At 42.7% G+C, this 21,136-nt stretch carries 19 protein-coding genes; 8 read left to right on the top strand and 11 right to left on the bottom strand.

Annotated features, from left to right (window positions below):
- Positions 1-543: 543 nt before the first annotated feature.
- The 3 genes from PAE54_RS08010 to PAE54_RS08000 form a co-directional block, all read right to left on the bottom strand.
- Entirely contained in the window at positions 544-1,242 is a 699-nt protein-coding gene (locus tag PAE54_RS08010) for a DUF1826 domain-containing protein (RefSeq protein WP_273778617.1), read from the bottom strand.
- Between the two features lie 191 nt (positions 1,243-1,433).
- Positions 1,434-3,518, bottom strand: a complete 2,085-nt coding sequence (locus tag PAE54_RS08005; protein WP_273778618.1) for a TonB-dependent receptor — start codon at positions 3,516-3,518, stop codon at positions 1,434-1,436.
- Between the two features lie 770 nt (positions 3,519-4,288).
- Positions 4,289-4,732 carry a universal stress protein gene (locus tag PAE54_RS08000; protein WP_273778619.1) on the bottom strand — a complete coding sequence of 148 codons (444 nt, stop codon included), beginning with the start codon at positions 4,730-4,732 and terminating at the stop codon, positions 4,289-4,291.
- A gap of 561 nt (positions 4,733-5,293) precedes the next feature.
- On the opposite strand from PAE54_RS08000, the gene PAE54_RS07995 reads away from it, so the two are divergent.
- Positions 5,294-6,334, top strand: coding sequence for a zinc-dependent alcohol dehydrogenase family protein (locus PAE54_RS07995; RefSeq protein WP_273778620.1), 1,041 nt, complete (start codon positions 5,294-5,296; stop codon positions 6,332-6,334).
- Positions 6,335-6,430: 96 nt separating this feature from the next.
- Here the strand turns inward: PAE54_RS07995 and PAE54_RS07990 are convergent, their stop codons facing one another.
- The 4 genes from PAE54_RS07990 to gatC all read right to left on the bottom strand — a co-directional run bounded on the left by PAE54_RS07990 (position 6,431) and on the right by gatC (position 10,535).
- Positions 6,431-7,132, bottom strand: a complete 702-nt coding sequence (locus PAE54_RS07990; RefSeq protein ID WP_273778621.1) for a phospholipase D family protein — start codon at positions 7,130-7,132, stop codon at positions 6,431-6,433.
- Between the two features lie 79 nt (positions 7,133-7,211).
- Entirely contained in the window at positions 7,212-8,690 is a 1,479-nt protein-coding gene (gene gatB / locus PAE54_RS07985) for an Asp-tRNA(Asn)/Glu-tRNA(Gln) amidotransferase subunit GatB (RefSeq protein ID WP_273778622.1), read from the bottom strand.
- Complete coding sequence (gene gatA, locus PAE54_RS07980; protein WP_326519033.1) at positions 8,690-10,168, bottom strand: Asp-tRNA(Asn)/Glu-tRNA(Gln) amidotransferase subunit GatA; 1,479 nt, start codon at positions 10,166-10,168, stop codon at positions 8,690-8,692. The genes gatB and gatA overlap by 1 nt, the downstream gene beginning before the upstream one ends.
- A gap of 52 nt (positions 10,169-10,220) precedes the next feature.
- A complete protein-coding gene (gene gatC, locus PAE54_RS07975; RefSeq protein WP_326519032.1) occupies positions 10,221-10,535 on the bottom strand; it encodes an Asp-tRNA(Asn)/Glu-tRNA(Gln) amidotransferase subunit GatC in 315 nt (104 codons plus the stop codon).
- A gap of 133 nt (positions 10,536-10,668) precedes the next feature.
- Here gatC and PAE54_RS07970 point away from each other — a divergent pair, with 133 nt between their 5' ends.
- The 6 genes from PAE54_RS07970 to PAE54_RS07945 all read left to right on the top strand — a co-directional run bounded on the left by PAE54_RS07970 (position 10,669) and on the right by PAE54_RS07945 (position 15,433).
- Positions 10,669-11,715: a rod shape-determining protein gene (locus PAE54_RS07970; protein WP_273778625.1), complete on the top strand. Its 1,047-nt coding sequence runs from the start codon at positions 10,669-10,671 to the stop codon at positions 11,713-11,715.
- Between the two features lie 15 nt (positions 11,716-11,730).
- Positions 11,731-12,588, top strand: coding sequence for a rod shape-determining protein MreC (gene mreC, locus PAE54_RS07965; protein WP_273778627.1), 858 nt, complete (start codon positions 11,731-11,733; stop codon positions 12,586-12,588).
- On the top strand, positions 12,575-13,066 hold the full coding sequence (gene mreD, locus PAE54_RS07960; RefSeq protein WP_326519031.1) for a rod shape-determining protein MreD: 492 nt from the start codon (positions 12,575-12,577) through the stop codon (positions 13,064-13,066). The genes mreC and mreD overlap by 14 nt, the downstream gene beginning before the upstream one ends.
- On the top strand, positions 13,054-13,620 hold the full coding sequence (locus tag PAE54_RS07955) for a Maf-like protein (RefSeq protein ID WP_326519030.1): 567 nt from the start codon (positions 13,054-13,056) through the stop codon (positions 13,618-13,620). Before mreD ends, PAE54_RS07955 begins: the two co-directional genes overlap by 13 nt.
- Positions 13,621-13,660: 40 nt before the next feature.
- The gene (gene rng / locus PAE54_RS07950; RefSeq protein WP_273778630.1) at positions 13,661-15,115 is read left to right on the top strand and encodes a ribonuclease G; all 1,455 of its coding nucleotides are present in this window, start codon (positions 13,661-13,663) and stop codon (positions 15,113-15,115) included.
- A 144-nt stretch (positions 15,116-15,259) separates the two neighbouring features.
- Entirely contained in the window at positions 15,260-15,433 is a 174-nt protein-coding gene (locus PAE54_RS07945; protein WP_273778632.1) for a PA1571 family protein, read from the top strand.
- Between the two features lie 42 nt (positions 15,434-15,475).
- Here PAE54_RS07945 and PAE54_RS07940 read toward each other — a convergent pair whose 3' ends face one another.
- Both PAE54_RS07940 and PAE54_RS07935 read right to left on the bottom strand, forming a co-directional pair.
- Positions 15,476-16,855: a WS/DGAT/MGAT family O-acyltransferase gene (locus PAE54_RS07940; RefSeq protein ID WP_326519029.1), complete on the bottom strand. Its 1,380-nt coding sequence runs from the start codon at positions 16,853-16,855 to the stop codon at positions 15,476-15,478.
- Between the two features lie 172 nt (positions 16,856-17,027).
- Entirely contained in the window at positions 17,028-17,762 is a 735-nt protein-coding gene (locus PAE54_RS07935) for a phosphoadenylyl-sulfate reductase (RefSeq protein ID WP_273778634.1), read from the bottom strand.
- Positions 17,763-17,964: 202 nt separating this feature from the next.
- Between PAE54_RS07935 and thrH the strand changes: the two genes are divergently transcribed.
- Complete coding sequence (thrH, locus tag PAE54_RS07930) at positions 17,965-18,582, top strand: bifunctional phosphoserine phosphatase/homoserine phosphotransferase ThrH (RefSeq protein ID WP_326519028.1); 618 nt, start codon at positions 17,965-17,967, stop codon at positions 18,580-18,582.
- Positions 18,583-18,638: 56 nt separating this feature from the next.
- Here the strand turns inward: thrH and PAE54_RS07925 are convergent, their stop codons facing one another.
- The gene (locus tag PAE54_RS07925) at positions 18,639-19,976 is read right to left on the bottom strand and encodes an OmpP1/FadL family transporter (protein ID WP_326519027.1); all 1,338 of its coding nucleotides are present in this window, start codon (positions 19,974-19,976) and stop codon (positions 18,639-18,641) included.
- 727 nt (positions 19,977-20,703) lie between these two features.
- Positions 20,704-20,997, bottom strand: a complete 294-nt coding sequence (locus PAE54_RS07920) for a hypothetical protein (RefSeq protein ID WP_326519026.1) — start codon at positions 20,995-20,997, stop codon at positions 20,704-20,706.
- Between the last annotated feature and the right edge of the window lie 139 nt (positions 20,998-21,136).

Raw genomic sequence — 21,136 nt, 5'->3', positions numbered from 1 at the left:
CACATCACTGTGACATCTTAGAATCTGGCAATGATTCCTATCGATTTAAGAAAAGAAAAAAATTAGTGGTCTAGGGTCAATTTTGGACGCTGATACCTGATCAATTTTCAACGCTGATTGACATGTTTGGGTTTTGGCAGAATAAAAAAGCGCTCATTGGAGACCTCCAATGAGCAAGCATCGGTGAAACCTGCTGGACTCCAGCGGGTTTCCATCGGTGTAGCAGCAATTCTTCAATCTGACACATTTTCCGCGTTGATCGTTTATTCAGTACATCGCTTCAATGGGCATTTACCAAAACATTTAGAAGGTTTCAAGAGCCAGCGAATGTTTATTGGTCATTTGCTGTGCCGGTGAGTTGAGTAAAGCAAGCAAAAACAGAATATTGATTGAAATAGCGAAAAATATGGCTCTTGAAAAAATTACACATCAGTCCGAGTATGTCGATTTTTCCCCTTTTCTCTCGGGCATTGAAGAAAGGGGAAAACGAGACACCTAAATTTTATAGGGATTCTGCTCATCCACGTTATATCGACTTAAGATTTAACAAATTAACAGCAGTCTATATTCACCCTCTTTTTCAGCCGGAGCTCTATGAACACAGGGTAAAGCTTGTTGCATTGGATGATCTACCGCCAAGCGCCAAAGATGTCCTGAGCCCAAATTCACGGGTTTTGCCTCGGGTTTAGGCTGATAATGGAGATCGAAGAAATTCTCTTCTAAGAACGTTTCAAATTCAGATTCTGGGCCGTCATGTAATTTTTTGAGTTTTGCCCTGATTTCTGCAATCAAAATCTTTTGTTCAACCTGGTCATTGGGCAGGATATCACTCGCAGGACCATGGTAGGTACATAAAAAAGTATCCATTGCAATGGGTGAGCGATCAACATGATACGAATAGACGTCTGTTGAAATGAAATCTAACTCTTCATCACGTTCATAACTTTGAAGTAGATTCAGTGAAGGGGAGGCACCAAAATCAGTTAACAGCTGCATATCTCTTAAGATAATTTCTCTTGCTAAATTTCCTTGTTCTGAGAGGTGCAGCGCCAAAAGGTTTTCAACAGAAACTTCTGTAATATTCTCTTTTAATTCCAGTTTAGCTACGATCTCTTGAAAGTCGCCAATCAAATTTCTATGCCAGCAAATGGCGTTCATCTTTTCTTTGAAATTTGTATTGACCAATTCAGCAAAAGTAGAAACCACTTTAATCTGATCGTTGTCAGAAAGTATATTTTTCATATTAGAATTAAATACATAATAAATACTACCTGATAATATACATGCAGCTTTTATAATAGCTATGGTTAGTGGGAAAAGATCGCATAGCTTTAGCGGTGATTAAATAGCCGCTGATTTTGTAGAGCAATTTAAACATAGGCACCTTGGTGGCACCTATGTTTATTTGATACTGGTTTATTAATTACGATGCACTAGAAACGATAACGTAGTGCAAGTTGAGCATTAATTGGATCACCCAGCATATTTGAGTCATTTGCACCGCTATGGCCAGACACAAAAAATTCACGATTCAATAAATTGTTGAGATTCAAAGTGACATCATACTGTGCTGTTTGATAGCCAAGAGCGGCATTGAACACAGTATAACCGGGTAACAAGTTTTTGTTGTCTGGAGCACTAAAGCGTGATGACTCAGCACGTCCACCAAGTGCGGCAAACCATTGGTCATTTAGCTGATATTTTAACCAGAGATTGGCTGCATGATTCGGTGTTAAAGCCGCATGATGGCCGCTAAAGCCTGTAGTAGATTTTTCAATCTTGCCATCAAGATAAGAATATCCCGCTAAAACTGAAAGCTGATCAGTGAGTTGGCCTGTCAGTGCCACTTCAGCACCGCGGGTTTTCTGTTCACCAGCCAAAATTGCCAGCGTATTGTCATTTGGACTCTGATTTTGAATATTGGTCTGATTCATTTCAAATACGGCCAAGGTCATATTCAGTCGACCACTCAGATCCCATTTGGTTCCGATTTCTAGATTTTCAGTTTTGGTCGGTTTCAGATCGGCACTATTTTTATATAGGACAAAAGCATCAGCCAGAGGTTGAAAAGACCGATTGTAGGAAGCGTACAACGATAAATTGGAAACTGGTTGATAAACGATCCCAATGCGAGGGGAAAGGCTGTGATCTGTCCGGTCTAAGATACCTGTCTTTCCGGTTTTATCATTCCTGTATTGAGATAAATCATCATAGCGCAGTCCGGCAAGTAGCTTGAACTTGTCATTCAAAGTGATCAGATCTTGCAGATAAAGGGCATAATTCTCAAATTCATTACTGTTATTGTTTCTGGCAGTCGTGGCCGTATTAATAGGTATCCAATAGTCCAGTACGGGATGATAGAGGTTGGTTGTCGTTTTAGCACCTTGCCATAAAATTTCGTCTTTATGTTGTTTGCTGTATTCGACTCCAATCAACACTTCATGCTGTAAGCCAGGGGTTTTCATCTTGGCACTGATTTCATTTTGCAGAAATATGCCATCTTCATTGCGTAAACGCTTGTTCTGGATTAATACAATTTGAGACGGATCACTAGGATGTGAATCCGTACTATATTCACGGTCTAAGGAGTAATTATAGTGTCGAGCTACTCCTCGATATTTCAACAGGTCATTAAATTTATGCTCTAAGGTAATGGTTTGGCTAGAAACTTCAGTATCGACATTTCCCACTTCTTCACCGTTTAAAGCACCATAGAAGGTTTTCGTATTTGTCCGTACCGGCTTTCCAGTCAAAGGATCCATGGGAAAGCCTTGATCGGCTAAACGGTCGTCATGCAAATAATCAGCTTGTAATAATATGGAGGTTTGATCCGAAACATTCCATTGGAGAGAAGGGGCAATGGCCTCGCGCTTCAGGAAGCTCTGATGGCGATAGCCGTCTGAATCTTCAATAGCTCCAGTTAAGCGGACTTTCACTTGGTCACTGATGATCTCTGCAAGATCCAATTCAGCACGTTTTTGTCCTAAACTGCTACCAATCAGGCTAACTTCATGTAATTTTTCATCCAGCGGTTTTTTATTAATCCGGTTGACCAAACCACCCGCTGAGCCTCTTCCATACAAGACAGACCCCGGTCCTTTCAACACCTCTATACGCTCAACATTCGACATATCACGATAATACAGTGCATCATCACGTACGCCGTCTACATAATTATCTGTAATGGCAGAAAATCCACGGATCATGACCTGATCACGCTGGCCATCGCCCACACTAAAACTCAGGCCGGCAACATTTTGTAAAGCGCCTTGCATGGATGTGACGGTTTGATCTCGTAAGATTTCTTGAGGAACCACGTTCACAATTTGTGGAATATCTTTGAGTTCTGCCAAGCCCTTCGTTGCTGTAGAAGCTTGGCCGACCTGGTTTTTAAGGCTTTGATCTGCCTCAGCAGAGGAACTGAGTGTAGGTAGAACAACGCTATTTGGTATTTCATTTGCATATGCCTGAACAGCAAGCAACCCCATAGAAGAAACTAACAACATCGACTTTTTCATGAATTTTACTGACTCCATCCTCCAAAAAATTGTGTGCAGTTTGAGCAAGAAAACTACCGAAGTAAATAATAATGAATATCATTTACTATTGATAATAGTAATCATTATTTTATATTTGAGAAGTTATCTGAATGGTTGTGACAGGAAAAAATTTAAATTTTTCCGTAAAAAATGAGATGAAGAGTAAAAAATACGGATGTAAAAAATATATTAAACAAAGGCTTAAATTAATTTTGTAATAAATAATCTGAAGAAGCTTGCCTTCGATTAAATGCAATCTAGAGAATTCGTCTGTTAAGCGAAAGGATGGAGCAGATTCTTATGCGTTGTTGAAGCAACCCTACTTTGGGAAAGAGACAGAGAAATAAACTTATAAATTCAAAATCGATAGACTTCTGCGTTGAAAATTCTACATCATCGGCCCTATACCAGATTAAACCTATTTTAATCGTTTCTATTGGTTTTTAGGATAGCTTGAGGCACTGTGATACAAAAATATAAGGATGAGAAGATAGAGCTTAAATATAAATAGATTTTAAAATAATAGATTGGTGTTAAATAGAATGATTCATTCATTATCTATCTGAGTTTATAATTTTAAATATTAACTATTGGAGAGATAAATCACATTAGAAGCGGGATTTTTAATCCAAACTAATACAGATCAAAGAATAGGTTAGTGATTTCAATAAGATTCTTAAAATAAAAAACCCACTGAAGTGGGTTTTTCATGACTCGTTCTTACAATAAGTAACGAGTCCCAAGCTTAATTATTGTTTGATGATCAAAACTGGGAAATGGCTTTCACCCAAGACACCTTGTGCAACGCTACCCAAGATGAGTTTTTTGATGCCTTTACGACCATGAGAACCGATCACGACTAAGTCAGCTTTGATTTCCTCAGCGGCAGCAATGATTTCTTTATGGATAACTTGTCCTTCAGAAATTTTAGTCTCAATTTCAACGCCTTCTTGTGCAAACAATGCTTTTGCATTGTTTAGGGTTTCTTGAGCGCCAGCTTTTGCTTTTGCAAAATAATCCTTGGTGATTTCAGAAGTATCAATAAACTCAACCCCAATGAACGGGTCTACTGCAAGTACGCAAAGGGCAGTAACTTTGCTGCCAAATTTTTTTGCAATTTCAGCAGCTTGTTTTACTGCTGCAAGTGAAGTTGATGAACCATCGACAGGCACTAAAATATGTTGATAAGCCATGTAATACTACTCCTTATTGTCATTACTAAATGGATCAAGTCCATTGATTATTCGATCATTATATTTACACAAGTGTCATATCAGTTTGATGACCAGTCTGCTTGTTTCATTGGGGTATCAATCCAGCATACTTCAATGAGAATAAGTGTTTAAAATACTGGCGATTTTAAGCATAAGACATAGTATCAAATTAGCATATTTACACGCCTGATCAAGCATTTCTCAAACTAAAGTTTGAACAGATTTCCATTGAGAAGTCCTTTTACTTTTATAGTTAAGCTGAAAAGTCACTCGGGACTCACTTGATCTTGACATCCCGAACAAAGCTGTTTTGTGTTGGAGCGGCAGCTCATTGGCTTTGTACCAGACATTTGGAGCAAGTTGTTAAAAAAGCCCTGCAGCTTTTGAGGTTGAGGGATCTTTGCTCCAGATATCTTTAGTTATTGTGGCTGTTGAAAATTAGCGCTACAGTGGTAGATGTGGTCTGACCACGAAATACAAAGTTAAAAAACTGATTTATAAAAATTGATTATTTTAAAATTTTGATTGGAGTTTAGCACAATGAAAGCATTGGTTTATCACGGTCCAAGTAATGCTAAATGGGAAGAAAAAGAAGCACCAAAACTGCTCAAACCGAGTGATGCAATTGTCCGTATTGTTAAAACAACGATTTGTGGGACAGACTTACATATTTTAAAAGGCGATGTACCGGCCGTGACCGATGGCCGTACTTTGGGACATGAAGGCATTGGGATTATTGAAGAAGTGGGCCCTTCTGTTCAGCAATTCAAAAAAGGCGATAAAGTCATTATTTCCTGTATTACTGCCTGTGGTTCATGCAGTTATTGCAAGAAAAGTTTGTATGCGCACTGCAAGGATGGCGGCTGGATTTTAGGTCATAAAATCGATGGTACGCAGGCGGAATATGTGCGCATCCCGCATGCCGATAACAGCCTGTACCATTTGCCAGAAGGTCTGGATGAAGAATCGGCTTTGATGCTCAGCGATATCTTGCCGACGGGTTTTGAAATTGGCGTGTTAAATGGTCAGGTACAACCGGGTCAAACGGTAGCGATTGTCGGTGCAGGCCCAATCGGGATGGCTGCATTGCTCACGGCACAGTTCTATTCTCCAGGCCGTATTATTATGGTAGATACTGATGAAAGCCGTCTGGAAACTGCAAAACGTTTTGGGGCGACCGATACCATTAACCCAACCAAGCAGGATGTGAAATCGGTGATTGATCAATTGACCGATGGTGTGGGTGTAGATGTTGCAATTGAATGTGTCGGTGTGGAACCAACCTTTGCGATCTGTCAGCAAATTATTGCACCAGGTGGACATATTGCCAACGTGGGTGTGCATGGCAAATCAGTAGAGCTGCATCTTGAGGATTTGTGGATTAAAAACATCACCATCACCACAGGATTGGTGAATACTTCGAGTACACCAATGCTGCTCAAGAGCTGCTGTGCCAAAACTATTGAGCCAAATAAACTGGTCACCCACCATTTTGCTTTAAATGATATTGAACAGGCATATAAAGTATTTGGTCATGCTGCTGAAGAAAAAGCAATGAAAGTGGTGTTGTCGAATTCTTAATATCGACTTCTTGAAGTTTCAAAAAGACATTCCAGGTGGAATGTCTTTTTTTTAATTGCTGAATCCACTTTTTTCAGTTTTATATGCTTTGATTTTTTATACCGCTATGTTTTCAGGCCATAAAAAGTAAAATCCAAATTTCCCTTTTTTAAATTCTGCCCCAATCGTTTTTGCTTTATCAGTCAAATAGAAGTTATTGTCCTTTTTAGAGAGATAGCCATTTTGTGTTAATTGCTCTAATAAATCGGTAGTTGAAAGTCCAAGTTTATTGGCCAATTTAGAGCTAGTCAGTTTTTCAAAGTTGTTATCATCTTCATCTTCAGTGGTTGGAGTTGAGCTCTTTTGTTGATCAATTTTTTCTAATGAAATTCTTACTTCATCACTGATACGAATAATACGTTGAGCTTCCTCATAGGTATCTTTATAGAGTGCTGAATCCTCTTCACGTTCGATTAAAATTCCCATTTCATTGTTATTGATTTGACTGAATTCATAAAGATTTAGACTGGTAATAATGCCACGATCTTCATTTAAATAGCATTTTGCATGTAGGTTTTTGCAAAAACTGGTACGTATATAGTCTTGTTCTTTAAGCCAATTGATCTCTTCAGGCTGTAATTCACTCTTGCCGTAAATAATACGGATATCAATTTTTAAACGATTTTTGTCTTCTAGCAATTCTTTAATACGATCATTTAATTTTAAAAATGGACTAATAAGAATGACGCGCTCTTTTGCTGATTTAATCAGTTCTTCTAAATAGTAATTAGTAGCGCTGGTATTTAAAAATTTTGCCATTTCCCCTCATCCTTATGTATTGAATTTAAATAAAAAAACCCCGCATTCAGCGAGGTTTTTATATCACACATTCAAATTATTAACCAAGCAATTGCTTCATTAACTCATTTACTTGTGCTGGGTTGGCTTTACCCTTAGAGGCTTTCATTACCTGACCGACCAAACCGTTAAATGCTTTCTCTTTACCAGACTTGTATTCCTCAACCATTTTTTCATTGGCTGCAAGTACGTCTTTGATGATGGCTTCAATCGCACCAGTATCAGTTTCCTGCTTTAAGCCATGCTCAGCAATAATGTCATCGGCGGATTTACCTTGCGAATCCCACATTAAACTAAACACTTGTTTCGCGATCTTGCCGCTAATGGTGTTATCCACGATACGCGCGATCATGCCACCTAACTGTTCAGCTGAAATAGGGGAGTCAGTAAGGTCCAAACCGGCTTTGTTTAAAGCACCGGAGAATTCACCCATCACCCAGTTAGCTGCAACTTTACCTTGCGCAGCACCGCCGGCAGCAGCCACCACAGCTTCATAAAACTCCGACATTTCACGCGTTAAGGTCAACACGTGCGCATCGTACTCTGTCACGCCAAAGTCAGCGACAAAGCGCTCACGACGTGCAGCAGGTAACTCAGGCATGGTGGCTTTAATCGCTTCGATTTGCTCGTCAGCAATGATCACTGGCAATAAGTCTGGATCTGGGAAGTAACGGTAATCGTTGGCTTCTTCTTTCGAACGCATTGAGCGCGTTTCCATTTTCACCGGATCGAACAGACGGGTTTCCTGGTCAATGGTGCCATCCCATTCCAGAATCTCCATTTGACGTTCAATTTCAACATTGATCGCTTGTTCAATGAAACGGAATGAGTTGAGGTTTTTCAGCTCACAACGGGTACCGAAAGGTTGACCCGGACGACGTAAAGACACGTTACAGTCGGCACGGAACGAACCTTCTGCCATGTTGCCATCCGAAATACCCAACCAGCGCACCAATGTGTGAATCGCTTTAATGTAAGCAACGGCTTCTTCTACCGAACGCATATCCGGTTCAGAGACGATTTCAAGCAGCGGTGTACCGGCACGGTTAAGGTCGATGCCTGACATACCCTCAAACTGGTCATGAATCGATTTACCGGCATCTTCTTCCAGATGCGCACGGGTCACGCCAATACGTTTAGTGGTGCCGTCTTCGAGCTGAATGTCGATATGACCTTTACCGACAATCGGATTGTCCATCTGGCTGATCTGGTAGCCTTTAGGCGAATCCGGGTAGAAATAGTTTTTACGTGCAAAGACCGATGCCTGATCAATATAAGCATCGATACCCAAACCAAAACGGATGGCTAAATCCACCACTGCCTGGTTAAGGACTGGCAATACGCCCGGCATGGCCAAATCCACCAGGCTGGCTTGCGTGTTTGGATCTTGACCAAACTCCGTGGATGAACCTGAGAAGATTTTAGATTTGGTAGCAAGTTGCGTGTGGATTTCGATCCCAATAACGACTTCCCAACCGTCAATCAAGTTTGACTTCGGTTTAGCATTGTTTTTAGCCATTATGCGTTCTCCTCAGCAATAGCCGCGCGTTTAGTATGCCAATCGGTCGCTTGTTGATATTGATGCACAATCGATAACAATTGAGATTCTGACCAGTAGTTACCAATCAGCTGCAAGCCCACTGGTAACTGTTCTGAATCAAAACCAACCGGTGCGTTAATTGCAGGTAAGCCTGCAAGGTTCACGGCGATGGTATAGATATCACCGAGGTACATTTCAACCGGATCTAATGACGCGCCAATTTTGTAGGCAGTGGTTGGAGCCGTTGGAGCTGCAATCACATCAACCTGTTCAAAGGCTTTGAGGAAATCTTGCTGGATTAAACGACGGACTTTTTGTGCTTTCACATAGTAGGCATCATAATAACCGGCAGACAGGGCATAAGTTCCGATCAGGATACGGCGCTGCACTTCGGCACCAAAACCTTCAGAACGCGAACGTTTGTAAAGATCAAGCAAGTCAGCCGGATTTTCACAGCGATAGCCATAACGTACACCGTCATAACGTGACAGGTTGGAAGATGCTTCTGCGGGTGCGATCAGGTAGTATGTTGGCACATAGGCTTCAGTCATGTTCAGGTCGATTTCAACCAGCACTGCGCCCATTTCTTCAAGTTTTTTCAGCGATTCTTCAACACGTGCTTTGACATCAGCAGCCAAGCCAGCCACATTGAAATATTGTTTTGGAATCCCGATGCGCAAGCCTTTTACCGCCGTTGCATTCAGATTTGCTACGTAATCTTCAACCTCCTGATTCACAGAGGTGGAGTCACGTTCATCATGACCTGCCATCACATTCATCAGATAAGCACAGTCTTCAGCTGAACGTGCCATCGGGCCACCCTGATCCAATGAGGATGCATAGGCAATCATACCGAAACGAGAAACCCGGCCATAACTCGGTTTTAAACCGGTCAAACCACAGAAAGAAGCCGGTTGACGGATTGAACCACCGGTATCGGTTCCGGTTGCAAATGGTGCAAGATCAGCTGCTACGCAGGCTGCTGAACCCCCTGAAGAACCGCCTGGTACGCGATCCAGTGCCCACGGGTTTTTGGTCGCACCGTAGTACGAGCTTTCTGAGGTGGAGCCCATGGCGAACTCGTCCATGTTCACTTTACCCAGTGTTACTAGACCAGCAGATTTACCTTTGGCCACCACAGTCGCATCGTAAGGTGAGATAAAGTTGTCCAGCATTTTTGAGCCGGCGGTGGTTTTGATGCCTTGAGTACAAAAAATATCTTTGTGTGCAAGTGGAATACCGGTTAATGCTGTCGCGTTACCTGCTTTGATCGCAGCATCAGCCGCATCGGCTGCCGCAAGTGCCTGTTCTGCGGTGACAGTCACATAACTGTTGACCTGTGTGTCGATCTTGGCAATACGGTTTAAATAGTGTTGAGTCAGTTCGCGGGAAGAAAATTGGCCCTGGCTTAAGCCTGCGGAAAGCTCGCGAATGGATAAGCGATGTAAATCAGTCATGAGTTAAATTCTTTACGTTCATTTATGAGAGCAGACAGATGAGTAAGCGGACTTATTCAATCACGCGAGGAACGAGGTATAAACCGTCTTGCGTTGCTGGGGCAACTGCTTGATATTCATCACGATGATTGCTTTCGGTCACCACGTCTGGACGTAATGGCTGAGGATGGTCAAATGGGCTTTTCAGCGGTTCTACACCGTCGGTGTCGATGCCTTTTAAGCTTTCCATCATGCCTAAAATTTTATTTAGGCTTTGAGCATATTCAGCAGATTGCGTATCATTGAGTGATAATCTAGCGAGATTGGCAATCGCTGAAACTGTTTGTGCATTTAAATCCGCAGAATGCTGAGCATCCGATGTAGACATAACATCACCTAAGTCAGTATTAAAATTTTTCAAAATATCGTGCGTTATAATAAGCGATTGACTTGTTCAAAGCATCACATTTAGTTAAAGTTGCCGACTTGCGTCCACCACAAAGTTTAATTGAGAACGACCCGTGATTCTAAAACGACTAATTGGCTTGTTTTCGCCAGATCTAGCCATTGATTTAGGTACAGCAAATACACTTATTTATGCACCTGGACGAGGCATTATATTAAATGAACCAACGGTTGTGGCAATCCGTCACAGTGGTTCTCAAAAAATTGTTGCCGCTGTAGGCCTTGATGCTAAACAAATGCTAGGTCGTACACCTGCCAATATTTCAGCGATTCGTCCAATGAAAGACGGTGTGATTGCCGACTTCGAAGTGACTGAAACCATGCTGAATCAGTTTATTGGCAAAGTGCATGAGAAACGTCTGTTTCCACCTGCACCACGTGTCGTGGTCTGTGTTCCTTGCAAGTCAACGTTGGTTGAACGTCGTGCGATTCGCGAAGCGGTATTCAATGCCGGTGCACGTGATGTGCGTTTGATCGAAGAACCAATGGCCGCTGCCATTGGTGCTGGTCTGCCGGTTGAGCAAGCTTGTGGTTCAATGGTCGTAGACGTGGGTGGCGGTACGACAGAAATTGCAATCATCTCCTTGCAGGGCTGTGTTTATGCAGATTCCTTGCGTATTGGTGGTGATGTGTTTGATGAACAGATCATCAATTATGTGCGTAAGGCACATGGCTGTGTGATCGGTGAAACCACTGCAGAAACCATCAAGAAAGAAGTGGGAATGGCTTTACCGGATGGCGACGCAAAACCATTAGAAATCGAAGTTCGTGGCCGTAATCTGGCTGAAGGTGTGCCACGTTCGATTACTGTGACTTCCAATGAAATTACCCAAGCGATTGCTGATCCGTTGCAAAGTATCGTATCAGCAGTGAAATCAGCACTAGAACAAACCCCACCAGAACTTTCTTCCGATATTGCTGAGCGCGGTATTGTGTTGACCGGTGGTGGTGCCTTGTTACGTAATTTAGACAAACTTTTAGCCCAAGAAACAGGTCTGCCTGTGGTGGTGGCTGAAGATCCATTGACCTGTGTGACGCGTGGTGGCGGTAAGGTGCTGGAATTCTTCGACAACCCGAACCATGACATGCTTTTTGTCGGCTAATTTAAGGATCAGGCGGTGCAACCGAATCTGTTTTCAAGACAACCGCCATCTTTTCGCTCTTTTATCATTGCGGTTATCACCTGCCTGATTGTGCTGTTTTTTGACTGGCGCATGCCGTATGTGGTGCAACCGGCAAGAGATGTCTTGTATGCAGCGTATAATCCGATTTATGCGCTGGCAAGCTATCCAGTGTTATCGCGAGAATGGCTGAATCAACAAACCAAATCTGAAGCACAGCTGCGCCGTGAAAATACGGCACTTCAGGCTGAACTGCTACAGGCACAGGTTCGCCTACAGAAATTATCTGAACTTTCTGCGGAAAATACCCGCTTACGTGGTCTCTTGGATACTCCGCTGATTATTGATGGTCGCATGGAAATTGCTGAGGTGATTGGAACCGACGCAGATCCTTTACGGCATATCATTATTATTAACCGGGGTGCCAGTAATCAGTTGAAAGTGGGTCAGACCGTTCTTGATGATAAAGGTATCATTGGACAGATTATTGATGTCTATCCGCATAGTGCACGCATCATGCTGCTTTCGGATAAAGAACATTCCTTGTCGGTACGTCTCGAACGTACCGGGATGCGAGCCATTGTCTCGGGTACAGGAGATCTGGGCCGTCTGAAAATGGAATATGTACCAACCAGTGCCAATATCCAGGTGGGCGATCGGGTGTTCAGTTCTGGTTTAGGGCAACATTTCCCAGCCGGCTATCTGGTGGGTACTGTATCTAAAGTGATGCGGCACAATTCAGGTGAATTTGCCCAGATCGATGTGAAGCCTGCAGCGCAACTGGCTGGTGGTCATCACGTCGTCATTCTGTTCTCTGACTCACTTGCGATGGAGCAACCTTATGCTAATCGCTAAAATGCGCAGTCAAAAACCACAAGATCCGCTCATTCCGATTATCTTGTCGGTGATTGTCGCCTCAGTGCTGCTGGTCTATCCTTTATCCTATACGCTGTCTGGTTGGCGTCCACTGTGGATGATGATGATCATGCTGTTTTGGGTGCTTTGTCAGCCGACTTGGTGTGGGGTGTGGTTTGCTTTTGCGACCGGAATTTTTACTGATTTATTACTGGATGCACCGCTCGGACTGAATGCGCTGAGCTTTGTGCTGATTACCTTCATCGTTCGCTTTTTTACCCGTGAACGGCGTATTCTCACTTTTGCCAATTTATGGCTGATCGCGGCGATGGCCATTCTGGCACATTTGTTCTTTATCTGGCTGAGCCGGATTATGGGTGGCGTGCAATTCTCGTTAACCCAGCATTGGCAGCCTTTACTGACCAGTATCCTCGCCTGGCCACTTCTGTATTTTTTGTTACGTAAATGGCGCATTTAATCCTCGCATCGAGTTCCCCCCGACGCCAAGAATTACTCCAACAGATTGGACTCGATTTTACCGTCTACAGCCCAGATATTGACGAAACCGTACGACCTGACGAAACCGTGCAAGCCTACGTTGAACGTCTGGCGCGAGCTAAAGCACAAGCCGTACTCGCACAGTTTCCGGACGCAGTGGTGATTGCTGCGGATACCAGCTTGAGTGTCGATGGTCAGATTATTGGCAAGCCCGAATCTAAACAACATGCCTTTGCCATCTGGTCACAACTCTCTGGTCGTCAACATGATGTATTATCAGGAGTTTGCGTCGCCACTTCACAACAAATTTCAAGTATAGTGGTAACAACACACGTTGAGTTCCAGTCGCTGAGTCCAGACGATATGGAAAATTACTGGGCGACAGGAGAGCCTTTAGGGAAAGCCGGTGCCTATGCGATTCAAGGGATTGCCGCTCAATATATCCCGCGGATCGAGGGCAGCTACACTAATGTGGTAGGTTTACCTTTGTATGAAACACTACAGTTATTAAAAGCGGTTAAGGCACTAAATTAACCGTTGCAACAAGAATTTTCATAATGTTTTGAGTTTTCCTATGTCTGAAGAATTACTCATTAATGTCACGCCTATGGAATGTCGCGTGGCATTAATTCAGAACGGCACCGTGAACGAGTTATTCGTCGAACGTACGGTGAAGCGTGGTCTGGTCGGCAATATCTATAAAGGCAAGGTGGTGCGTGTTCTGCCGGGTATGCAGGCAGCCTTTGTAGACATTGGCCTGTCACGAACTGCCTTTTTACATATCAATGATATGGTCTGGCCACGTCACCAGGCGACGCCAAACGTGTTTGAACTCTTACAACCGGGGCAAATCCTTACGGTTCAGGTGATGAAAGACATGCTGGGTACCAAGGGTGCACGGCTGTCGACGGATCTTTCTATCCCATCGCGTTATTTGGTCTTAATGCCCTATGGTAATCATATTGGGGTATCTCAGCGCATCGAGTCCGAAGAAGAGCGTGATCGTTTGCGCAGTATGATTGAACGTATTCAAAGCCAGCACCAGTTGCCGGGTAGCGTGATTGTGCGTACCGCAGCTGAGGGAGTGGATGAAGCCGCCATCATGCAGGATATGTGCTATCTGGCCAAGTTGTGGGAATATATTCAGCGCAAGCAGAAAAATGTCGCTGTACCTTCACTGATCTTTGAAGAGTTGCCTTTGCCGCAACGGGTGATTCGTGATTTGGCGAGTGAAGATACCGCTAAAATTTATGTCGATTCCCGTGAAATACATGCCAAGCTAATCGAATTTATCGACGAATTCGTACCGACGATGACCAACCGCCTGATTCACTATCCAGGTGAGCGTCCATTATTTGATTTATATAATGTCGAAGAAGATATCCAGAAAGCCTTGCAGACCCGTGTTGCCTTGAAGTCGGGTGGTTATCTGATGATTGACCAGACTGAAGCCATGACCACGATTGACGTCAATACGGGTTCATACGTGGGTGGGCGAACGCTGGAAGATACGGTTTTTAAAACCAATATGGAAGCCACGCAGGTAATTGCACGTCAATTACGTCTACGCAATCTAGGCGGCATTATCATTATTGACTTCATTGATATGCAGGAAGCCGTGCATCGTGAAGAGGTCATGCGCCAGTTTGAAAAAATGCTGGAACGTGATCATGCCAAAACCAAGATCACTCAGGTGTCTGAACTGGGATTGGTGGAAATGACACGTAAGCGTACCCGCGAGTCGTTAGAACATCTGCTGTGTGAGTCGTGCCCGACCTGTCAAGGGCGGGGCTATGTCAAAACTGCCGAGACCGTATGTTACGAAATTTTTCGTGAAATTTTACGTTATGCGCGTGCTTTTGAATCACAAAGTGGCTTTACCGTTGTGGCACATCCTTCAGTGATTGACCGATTGTTAACAGCCGAAGCACCGGCCGTGGCCGATTTGGAACACTTTATCAATCGTGTGATTAAATTCCAGGTGGAAAACCTGTATACGCAAGAGCAATATGACATCATCTTGAGCTGAAATTGTAACAGGATTTCGCTTAATCCTTGTTACAACTGAAATTTTACTTTCGAACCTGAATTTTCAATACTAGGCACACTAAATAGCCAAAGACTTTTTTCGATGCGTTTTTGCAAAAAAGTCTGAGCAAATGAGAGTCCTGAGATGAACGTACGAGATAAAATTATTCAACAAAGCCTCAAACAAGTGATCGAAAGTAAAGCCGCCAATACCTGCTATATGCTCGATGAAAAAGGTAAAGAAGTACCCATTACCACCGCCATGGTGCGCACAGTTTGCCATCAGTTATTAAAGCAGTGTCGTACAATTAAAAATTAAGGGGCAAATGATTCGCCCCTTAATTTTTTCCTCTTTTAAACTTTATCCGTTTAGGATCTCATTAGTCGCTGATGCAGTAATGATTGCCTCAAAACGTTGAATTTCTTCTTCGAGGTAGGTCAGCAGATTTTGCATCTTCGGTAAGGCATTGCGACAGGCTGTCAAGCCGACTTCGAGTTTTCCCAGGTAGCTGGTCATGGTGATGTTTAAGGCTTGACCATCAAGCACAATCGAAGCGGGATAGAGGGCATCCAGTTTGGCGCCATTCCAGTACAAGGGTTCACGCGGGCCGGGTACATTCGAAATCACCAAGTTAAAAGCCTGCCGTTTCGGCATCATGCCTGATAAGATATTCAATCCTGCTGCGCTGTAGACCAAGGCACTATAGCTGAGTGCTTGATTGGCATTCATACGTTTAAAACGCTGTTTGGCATTTTGTACACTACGTTGCACAATCCGCAGGCGTTCAACCGGATCGGCTTTGTGAGTGCCTAAATTCGCTAGAATCATGGTAATCCGGTTGCTGACATCGGAATCATCTTCGCGTAAAGATGCGGGTACCATTGCAATTAATGGTTTCTTAGGTAAGCTGTTTTGGCTGAGCAAGTATTCGCGTAAGGCCCCTGAGCACACAGCTAAAATCACATCATTCAGGGTACCACCTAACGCTTGGGCAATACGGCGGAAACGTTCCAGCTCAAATGACTGTGCGGCAAAACGACGTGAAGAACTGACGCGTTGATTAAGAATACTGCTCGGGGCCTGAAAGCTCGAGACATAATCCGGATTGTAGCGTTTGTCCTGCATGATGGTGTGGGAGAGTTCCGAAAAGACCGTGGGAACGACTTCAAACTGACCTTTCATTTTTGTAATAATCTTGCTGATCCGGCTAGACGCCGGGGCTTTCAGGCGTTTGGCACGCTCACCTTCAACACACCAAGGTGGCACAATGTGTTTGGCATTTGGATCTTTGGAGAAAGATTTTTCGAGTAGCCGCATCCCCGCAATACCATCCACCATGGCGTGATGGATCTTAAAATACATGGCAAAACGGTTGCCTTCAATTCCTTCAATAATGTTGCAAGTCCAGAGGGGTTTAGCGCGGTCAATCAGCGTACTGTGTTCCTGTGAAATATAAGTCAATAATTCACGGATACGTCCAGGATGAGGCAGGGCAATGTGACGGAAATGATGGTCGAGATCAAATTCTTCATCTTCTTCCCAGAAAAGGCCATGCAATTTGTTATTAAAGGGTGGAACAGGGATACATTTGTTTTTTCGAATGTCTGCGACTAGGTCTTGAATAAAGGTTTCAGGGGCATGTTCTGGAATTTCAAAAATAAACAAACCACCCACATGCATTGGTTGTTGGCGTTTTTCGAGCGAAAGGAAAATAAAGTCAATTGGGTGTAATGGACGCATAGCGCTAATTGCCTCACTGCAACATATCTTGGCAGCTCTTTTTTGAGTTGCTGCTTGTTAGAATTATCTAATCTTGTGAAGTATATATTTTTTTATGGGGTTGTGCGTAAGGGATTTATTGCGCAACGTATCCAAAAATAAAAAAGCCACCCTGGAGGATGGCTATACAACATTATTTTTTTAAGTTGCCTGCATGCAAACCACACTCTTTGTGGGTTTCTTCTTCCCACCACCAACGGCCTTCACGCTCATGCTGATTCGGTAACACAGGCTTGGTGCAAGGTTCACAACCAATTGAAATAAAACCACGTTCATGTAATGGATTGTAAGGAATTTCCATCATGCGGATGTAGTTCCAGACATCTGCACTACTCCAGTTGGCTAGTGGATTATATTTGATTAACTGTTTACCCGGACCAGAAAAACCCGGATCAGCCTGAATGACTGGAATTTCTGTACGTGTGCCTGGGCTCTGGTCACGGCGTTGTCCGGTAATCCAGCCATCCAGCGTGGCTAGTTTTTTGCGTAACGGTTGTACCTTACGGATACCGCAACACTCTTTATGTCCATCCTGATAAAAACTGAATAAACCTTTTTCAGTGACCAGTTGTTGTAGCGCTTCAGCGTCAGGGCAACAGATTTCGATATTGATTTTATAATGATTGCGGACAGCTTCAATAAACTGATAGGTTTCCGCATGCAAACGACCTGTGTCCAAGCTAAACACACGGAATGGTTTGCCTAAACGTGATGCCATGTCAATCAGTACTACATCTTCTGCACCGGAGAAAGAAATCGCAATTTCGCCTTCCTGATTGAGTGCAAGGTCAAGAATTTCACTTGGAGATTTATCAGTATATTCAGATGCCAAAGCATCCACGAGATCAAGGGTAGGAATGATGGACATGTGTGCTCCTGGCGACAGGCTTGGATACTCAACAATGAGTCCAATAGAAATAAAAAAGAATTTTAGTAGAAATGAAATCACTTCCTTAGCACTTTAAATAGAATGCTTATGAATAAAATCGATTTAAACAGCAGCAGCGCAAAATTGTGTTGCTTAGTGGTATGATAGGCCAAATTTTTTTCAGGCACATTTGGGAGAGCCCATGGAAATCGTATGTCTAGATCTTGAAGGTGTATTGGTTCCGGAAATCTGGATCAATTTCGCTAAAAAAACCGGGATTAAAGAGTTGGAAGCAACTACGCGTGATATTCCAGACTACGATGTATTGATGACACAACGTTTGAATATTTTGAAGCAACATGGTTTGGGCTTAAATGATATTCAGGACGTCATCGCAGATATGGGCCCATTACCGGGTGCAAAAGAGTTCGTTGAATGGGTGCGTACTCATTTTCAATTGGTCATTTTGTCCGATACCTTCTATGAATTTGCACATCCGTTAATGCAGCAATTAGGCTGGCCAACCATTTTCTGTCATAAATTAGAGACAGACGAAGCAGGCATGATCTCAGCCTACAAATTGCGTCAACCAGACCAGAAACGTCAAGCTGTGAAAGCCTTACATGCGTTGAATTTCCGTGTGATCGCAGCTGGTGACTCTTACAATGACACCACCATGTTGGGTGAAGCCAACCACGGCTTCCTGTTTGATGCGCCAGAAAACGTGATTGCTGAATTCCCGCAATTCCCTGCAATTCATGGTTATGATGCGTTGAAAGAAGCGATCCGTGCTGTTTCACAACGTGACATTCCGGCTTAAGGTATGTCACCAAAGAAAATGGCGCCTTTAAGGCGCCATTTTTTATACAGGATTGATTAGAATTTGTAGCCGATTTTCAAACCATAGGCGATGGCATTGTTATTTTTGAACTCAGCGACATAATTCTCTGTACCTGCTTGAGCCCCTGTTTGTGCCTTGGCATCACCTAACCAAAAATATTTTATACCCCCGCCAATAAAGGTTTGTGGAGTTGGGCTATATTGTGCACCGAGGCCGACATTCCAGTAGCCTTCTGTTGGTCCTAATGTCGTGATCGGGTCACCTGCACCAGAGTCCCAACCGACTGAAACATTACCCGCCCACTTATCATTAAATTTACGTCCTACACCGGTAGTGACAGACCATTGGTCATCAGAATATTCAACCAAGTTAAAACCATCTGGACGGCTAACTAATGGACCAATCGCTTCTGAAACTTTACCAAATTTGTATGGGCGAATAGCAAAATCTTTCCAGTTAATCCAACGTACATTCGCAAATGCAACGGTATTGGCCATAATACCCGTTTGCAAGTCAAGATTGACGGATTGTGGTGTGGTAATGGTTGTTTTGCCTTCTTGAGCATTTGCAACTAAAGCTTGTTGAAGTCTCGGACCGATAACTGTACCTGTAGGCCCTAAACTTCCTATCAAACCATTTAATTGCAAAGGGGACAAACCGCTTAAAGTGTCCATCAGTGCTAATGATTCATCAATATTTACTTTATGATCAATTTCAGAACGATAAGTTAATGACGTCTTTAAGGCAATTTCAGGAATTTGATAGGAAACACCTGCGAGCCAACCATAACCTTCAGTTTCTTTAATATGTGCATCGTAACCATTATAAAGACTATAAGCACGACCTCGTAAACTTACATCACCCTTAACCGTCTGATAAACTGGTCCGCCGTAGATATTCCAGTGTTTATTGGGTTGGTAACCTAGAATCATTGAAAGGTTTTGACTTTTTACTTCTACTTTTGTGCTGCCAGATACCCCACCTAGTGTAGAAACTGTAATAGGTAAAGTCCCTAGAACTGGATCTGTAGGGCTAGAAACGAAAACGTTGTTTCCTTGATATTCTGCATCTGCACCAAAAGGTTGATCATAAAGTAGACCAAAGGAAAATTGATCATTTACTTGCAATTTTAATGCGGCATGAGGGAAATAATAATCTCCAGCCATATCTTCAATATTGCGCCGCGTTGTACTTAGGCCCGCTTCTTGACCTGAAACATCTGGGTCTAGAATTGAGATACCAGCCTCGAAATAATTACCTGGTTGTAAAAAATTGGAAATAGATTGTCCGGATCGATCTAGGGCTGCCGCGAAAGCACCTGCTGCGGGAAATGCAGCTAAAATGATGGCTGAAGTGAGGGCTTTTAATTTCATTTTATATCTTCCTTGAACTGCCAGAGCGTTAAACATATGGATTTCATGAATGCTCATTAATGTGCTTGAGATCACTACCATGAAGCCGTTACATGGTTCAAAAATAACATAATTGAAATAAGAGTAAATGCTCTAGATTGGAGATGATCAGAGATGGAATACCTAAAAAATGTCTGATCGGTTAATTTATACTAGATTGAATAACTAAAAATCCACTTAATCTATTGTTTTTAATTATATTTATTATTGTGATGTGGTTCACAATCTGGCTTTTCGATTTTTATGAATAAAAATGAACCATGAGTTCAAAATAATAGCGTAGTTTTAAAACAATCAAAATAACACAAATAGGGGAGAGGTAATGGGGTGGGGTTGTGCGCCCTGCGTGACATAAACTATTTTAATAACTTATTGTATATATTTAATTATTTTTAGTTTCGTAGAATTGATACCCCCAAAAATACCCCAAATTTATAAAAATCCATGTGAATTGATAATTTTAGAGTTCTATTCCCTGTTTGAGAGTAGAACTCTGTTTGGTGCTCATTAACTATTAACTAAGCTTAAAACAACATAATCAATCTGCTCACAACCATGCAGATAATCAAAGCAACTATCCCACACAGACCATCCCAGTTTTTTCTCCCACTTCTCGGCAATTTGTACGCAGTGCCGGACGTAGAAGTATTCCCATGTATTCATTGTTGATTCCCCAGTAGATAAAAGATCAGTTCTTTCTTGGTCTGCCTCGTCTGTTCTTAATGTCTAGTTTTAGAAAAGGAATAACAATATTAGGGTCATATAAATTTTTGCCGCTCCCGCCCACATTAAATAGCTCAAGTTTCTGTGAAAGCGCCTGTCTGGAGAGGGAAAAACGCTTTGTGAGCCAGGCTAGATCCACAAGGTCAGGATATTGCTCAACCTCTAAAGCAACAACTGTAGCGCCGTGAATCTTATCACCCAAACAGATACGAGGAGGGGTGTCGCTTTCTACAGTGATGATGTATTTGTGTTTAAACATACTATTCGATCTCCATTATTTTTTTAAATACCTGATTTGTGCACTGACAAAACTGACAAAACCTCTATTTCTTCTGCATAAGTCTATGCGCTCTTATCCATTCCTTGAGGGTGCTGTATTCACCCATTTTTCCCATATA

It is taken from the genome of Acinetobacter minutum (assembly GCF_035916735.1).
Classification (GTDB): domain Bacteria; phylum Pseudomonadota; class Gammaproteobacteria; order Pseudomonadales; family Moraxellaceae; genus Acinetobacter.
This window is presented reverse-complemented; position numbering and strand designations above follow the sequence as displayed.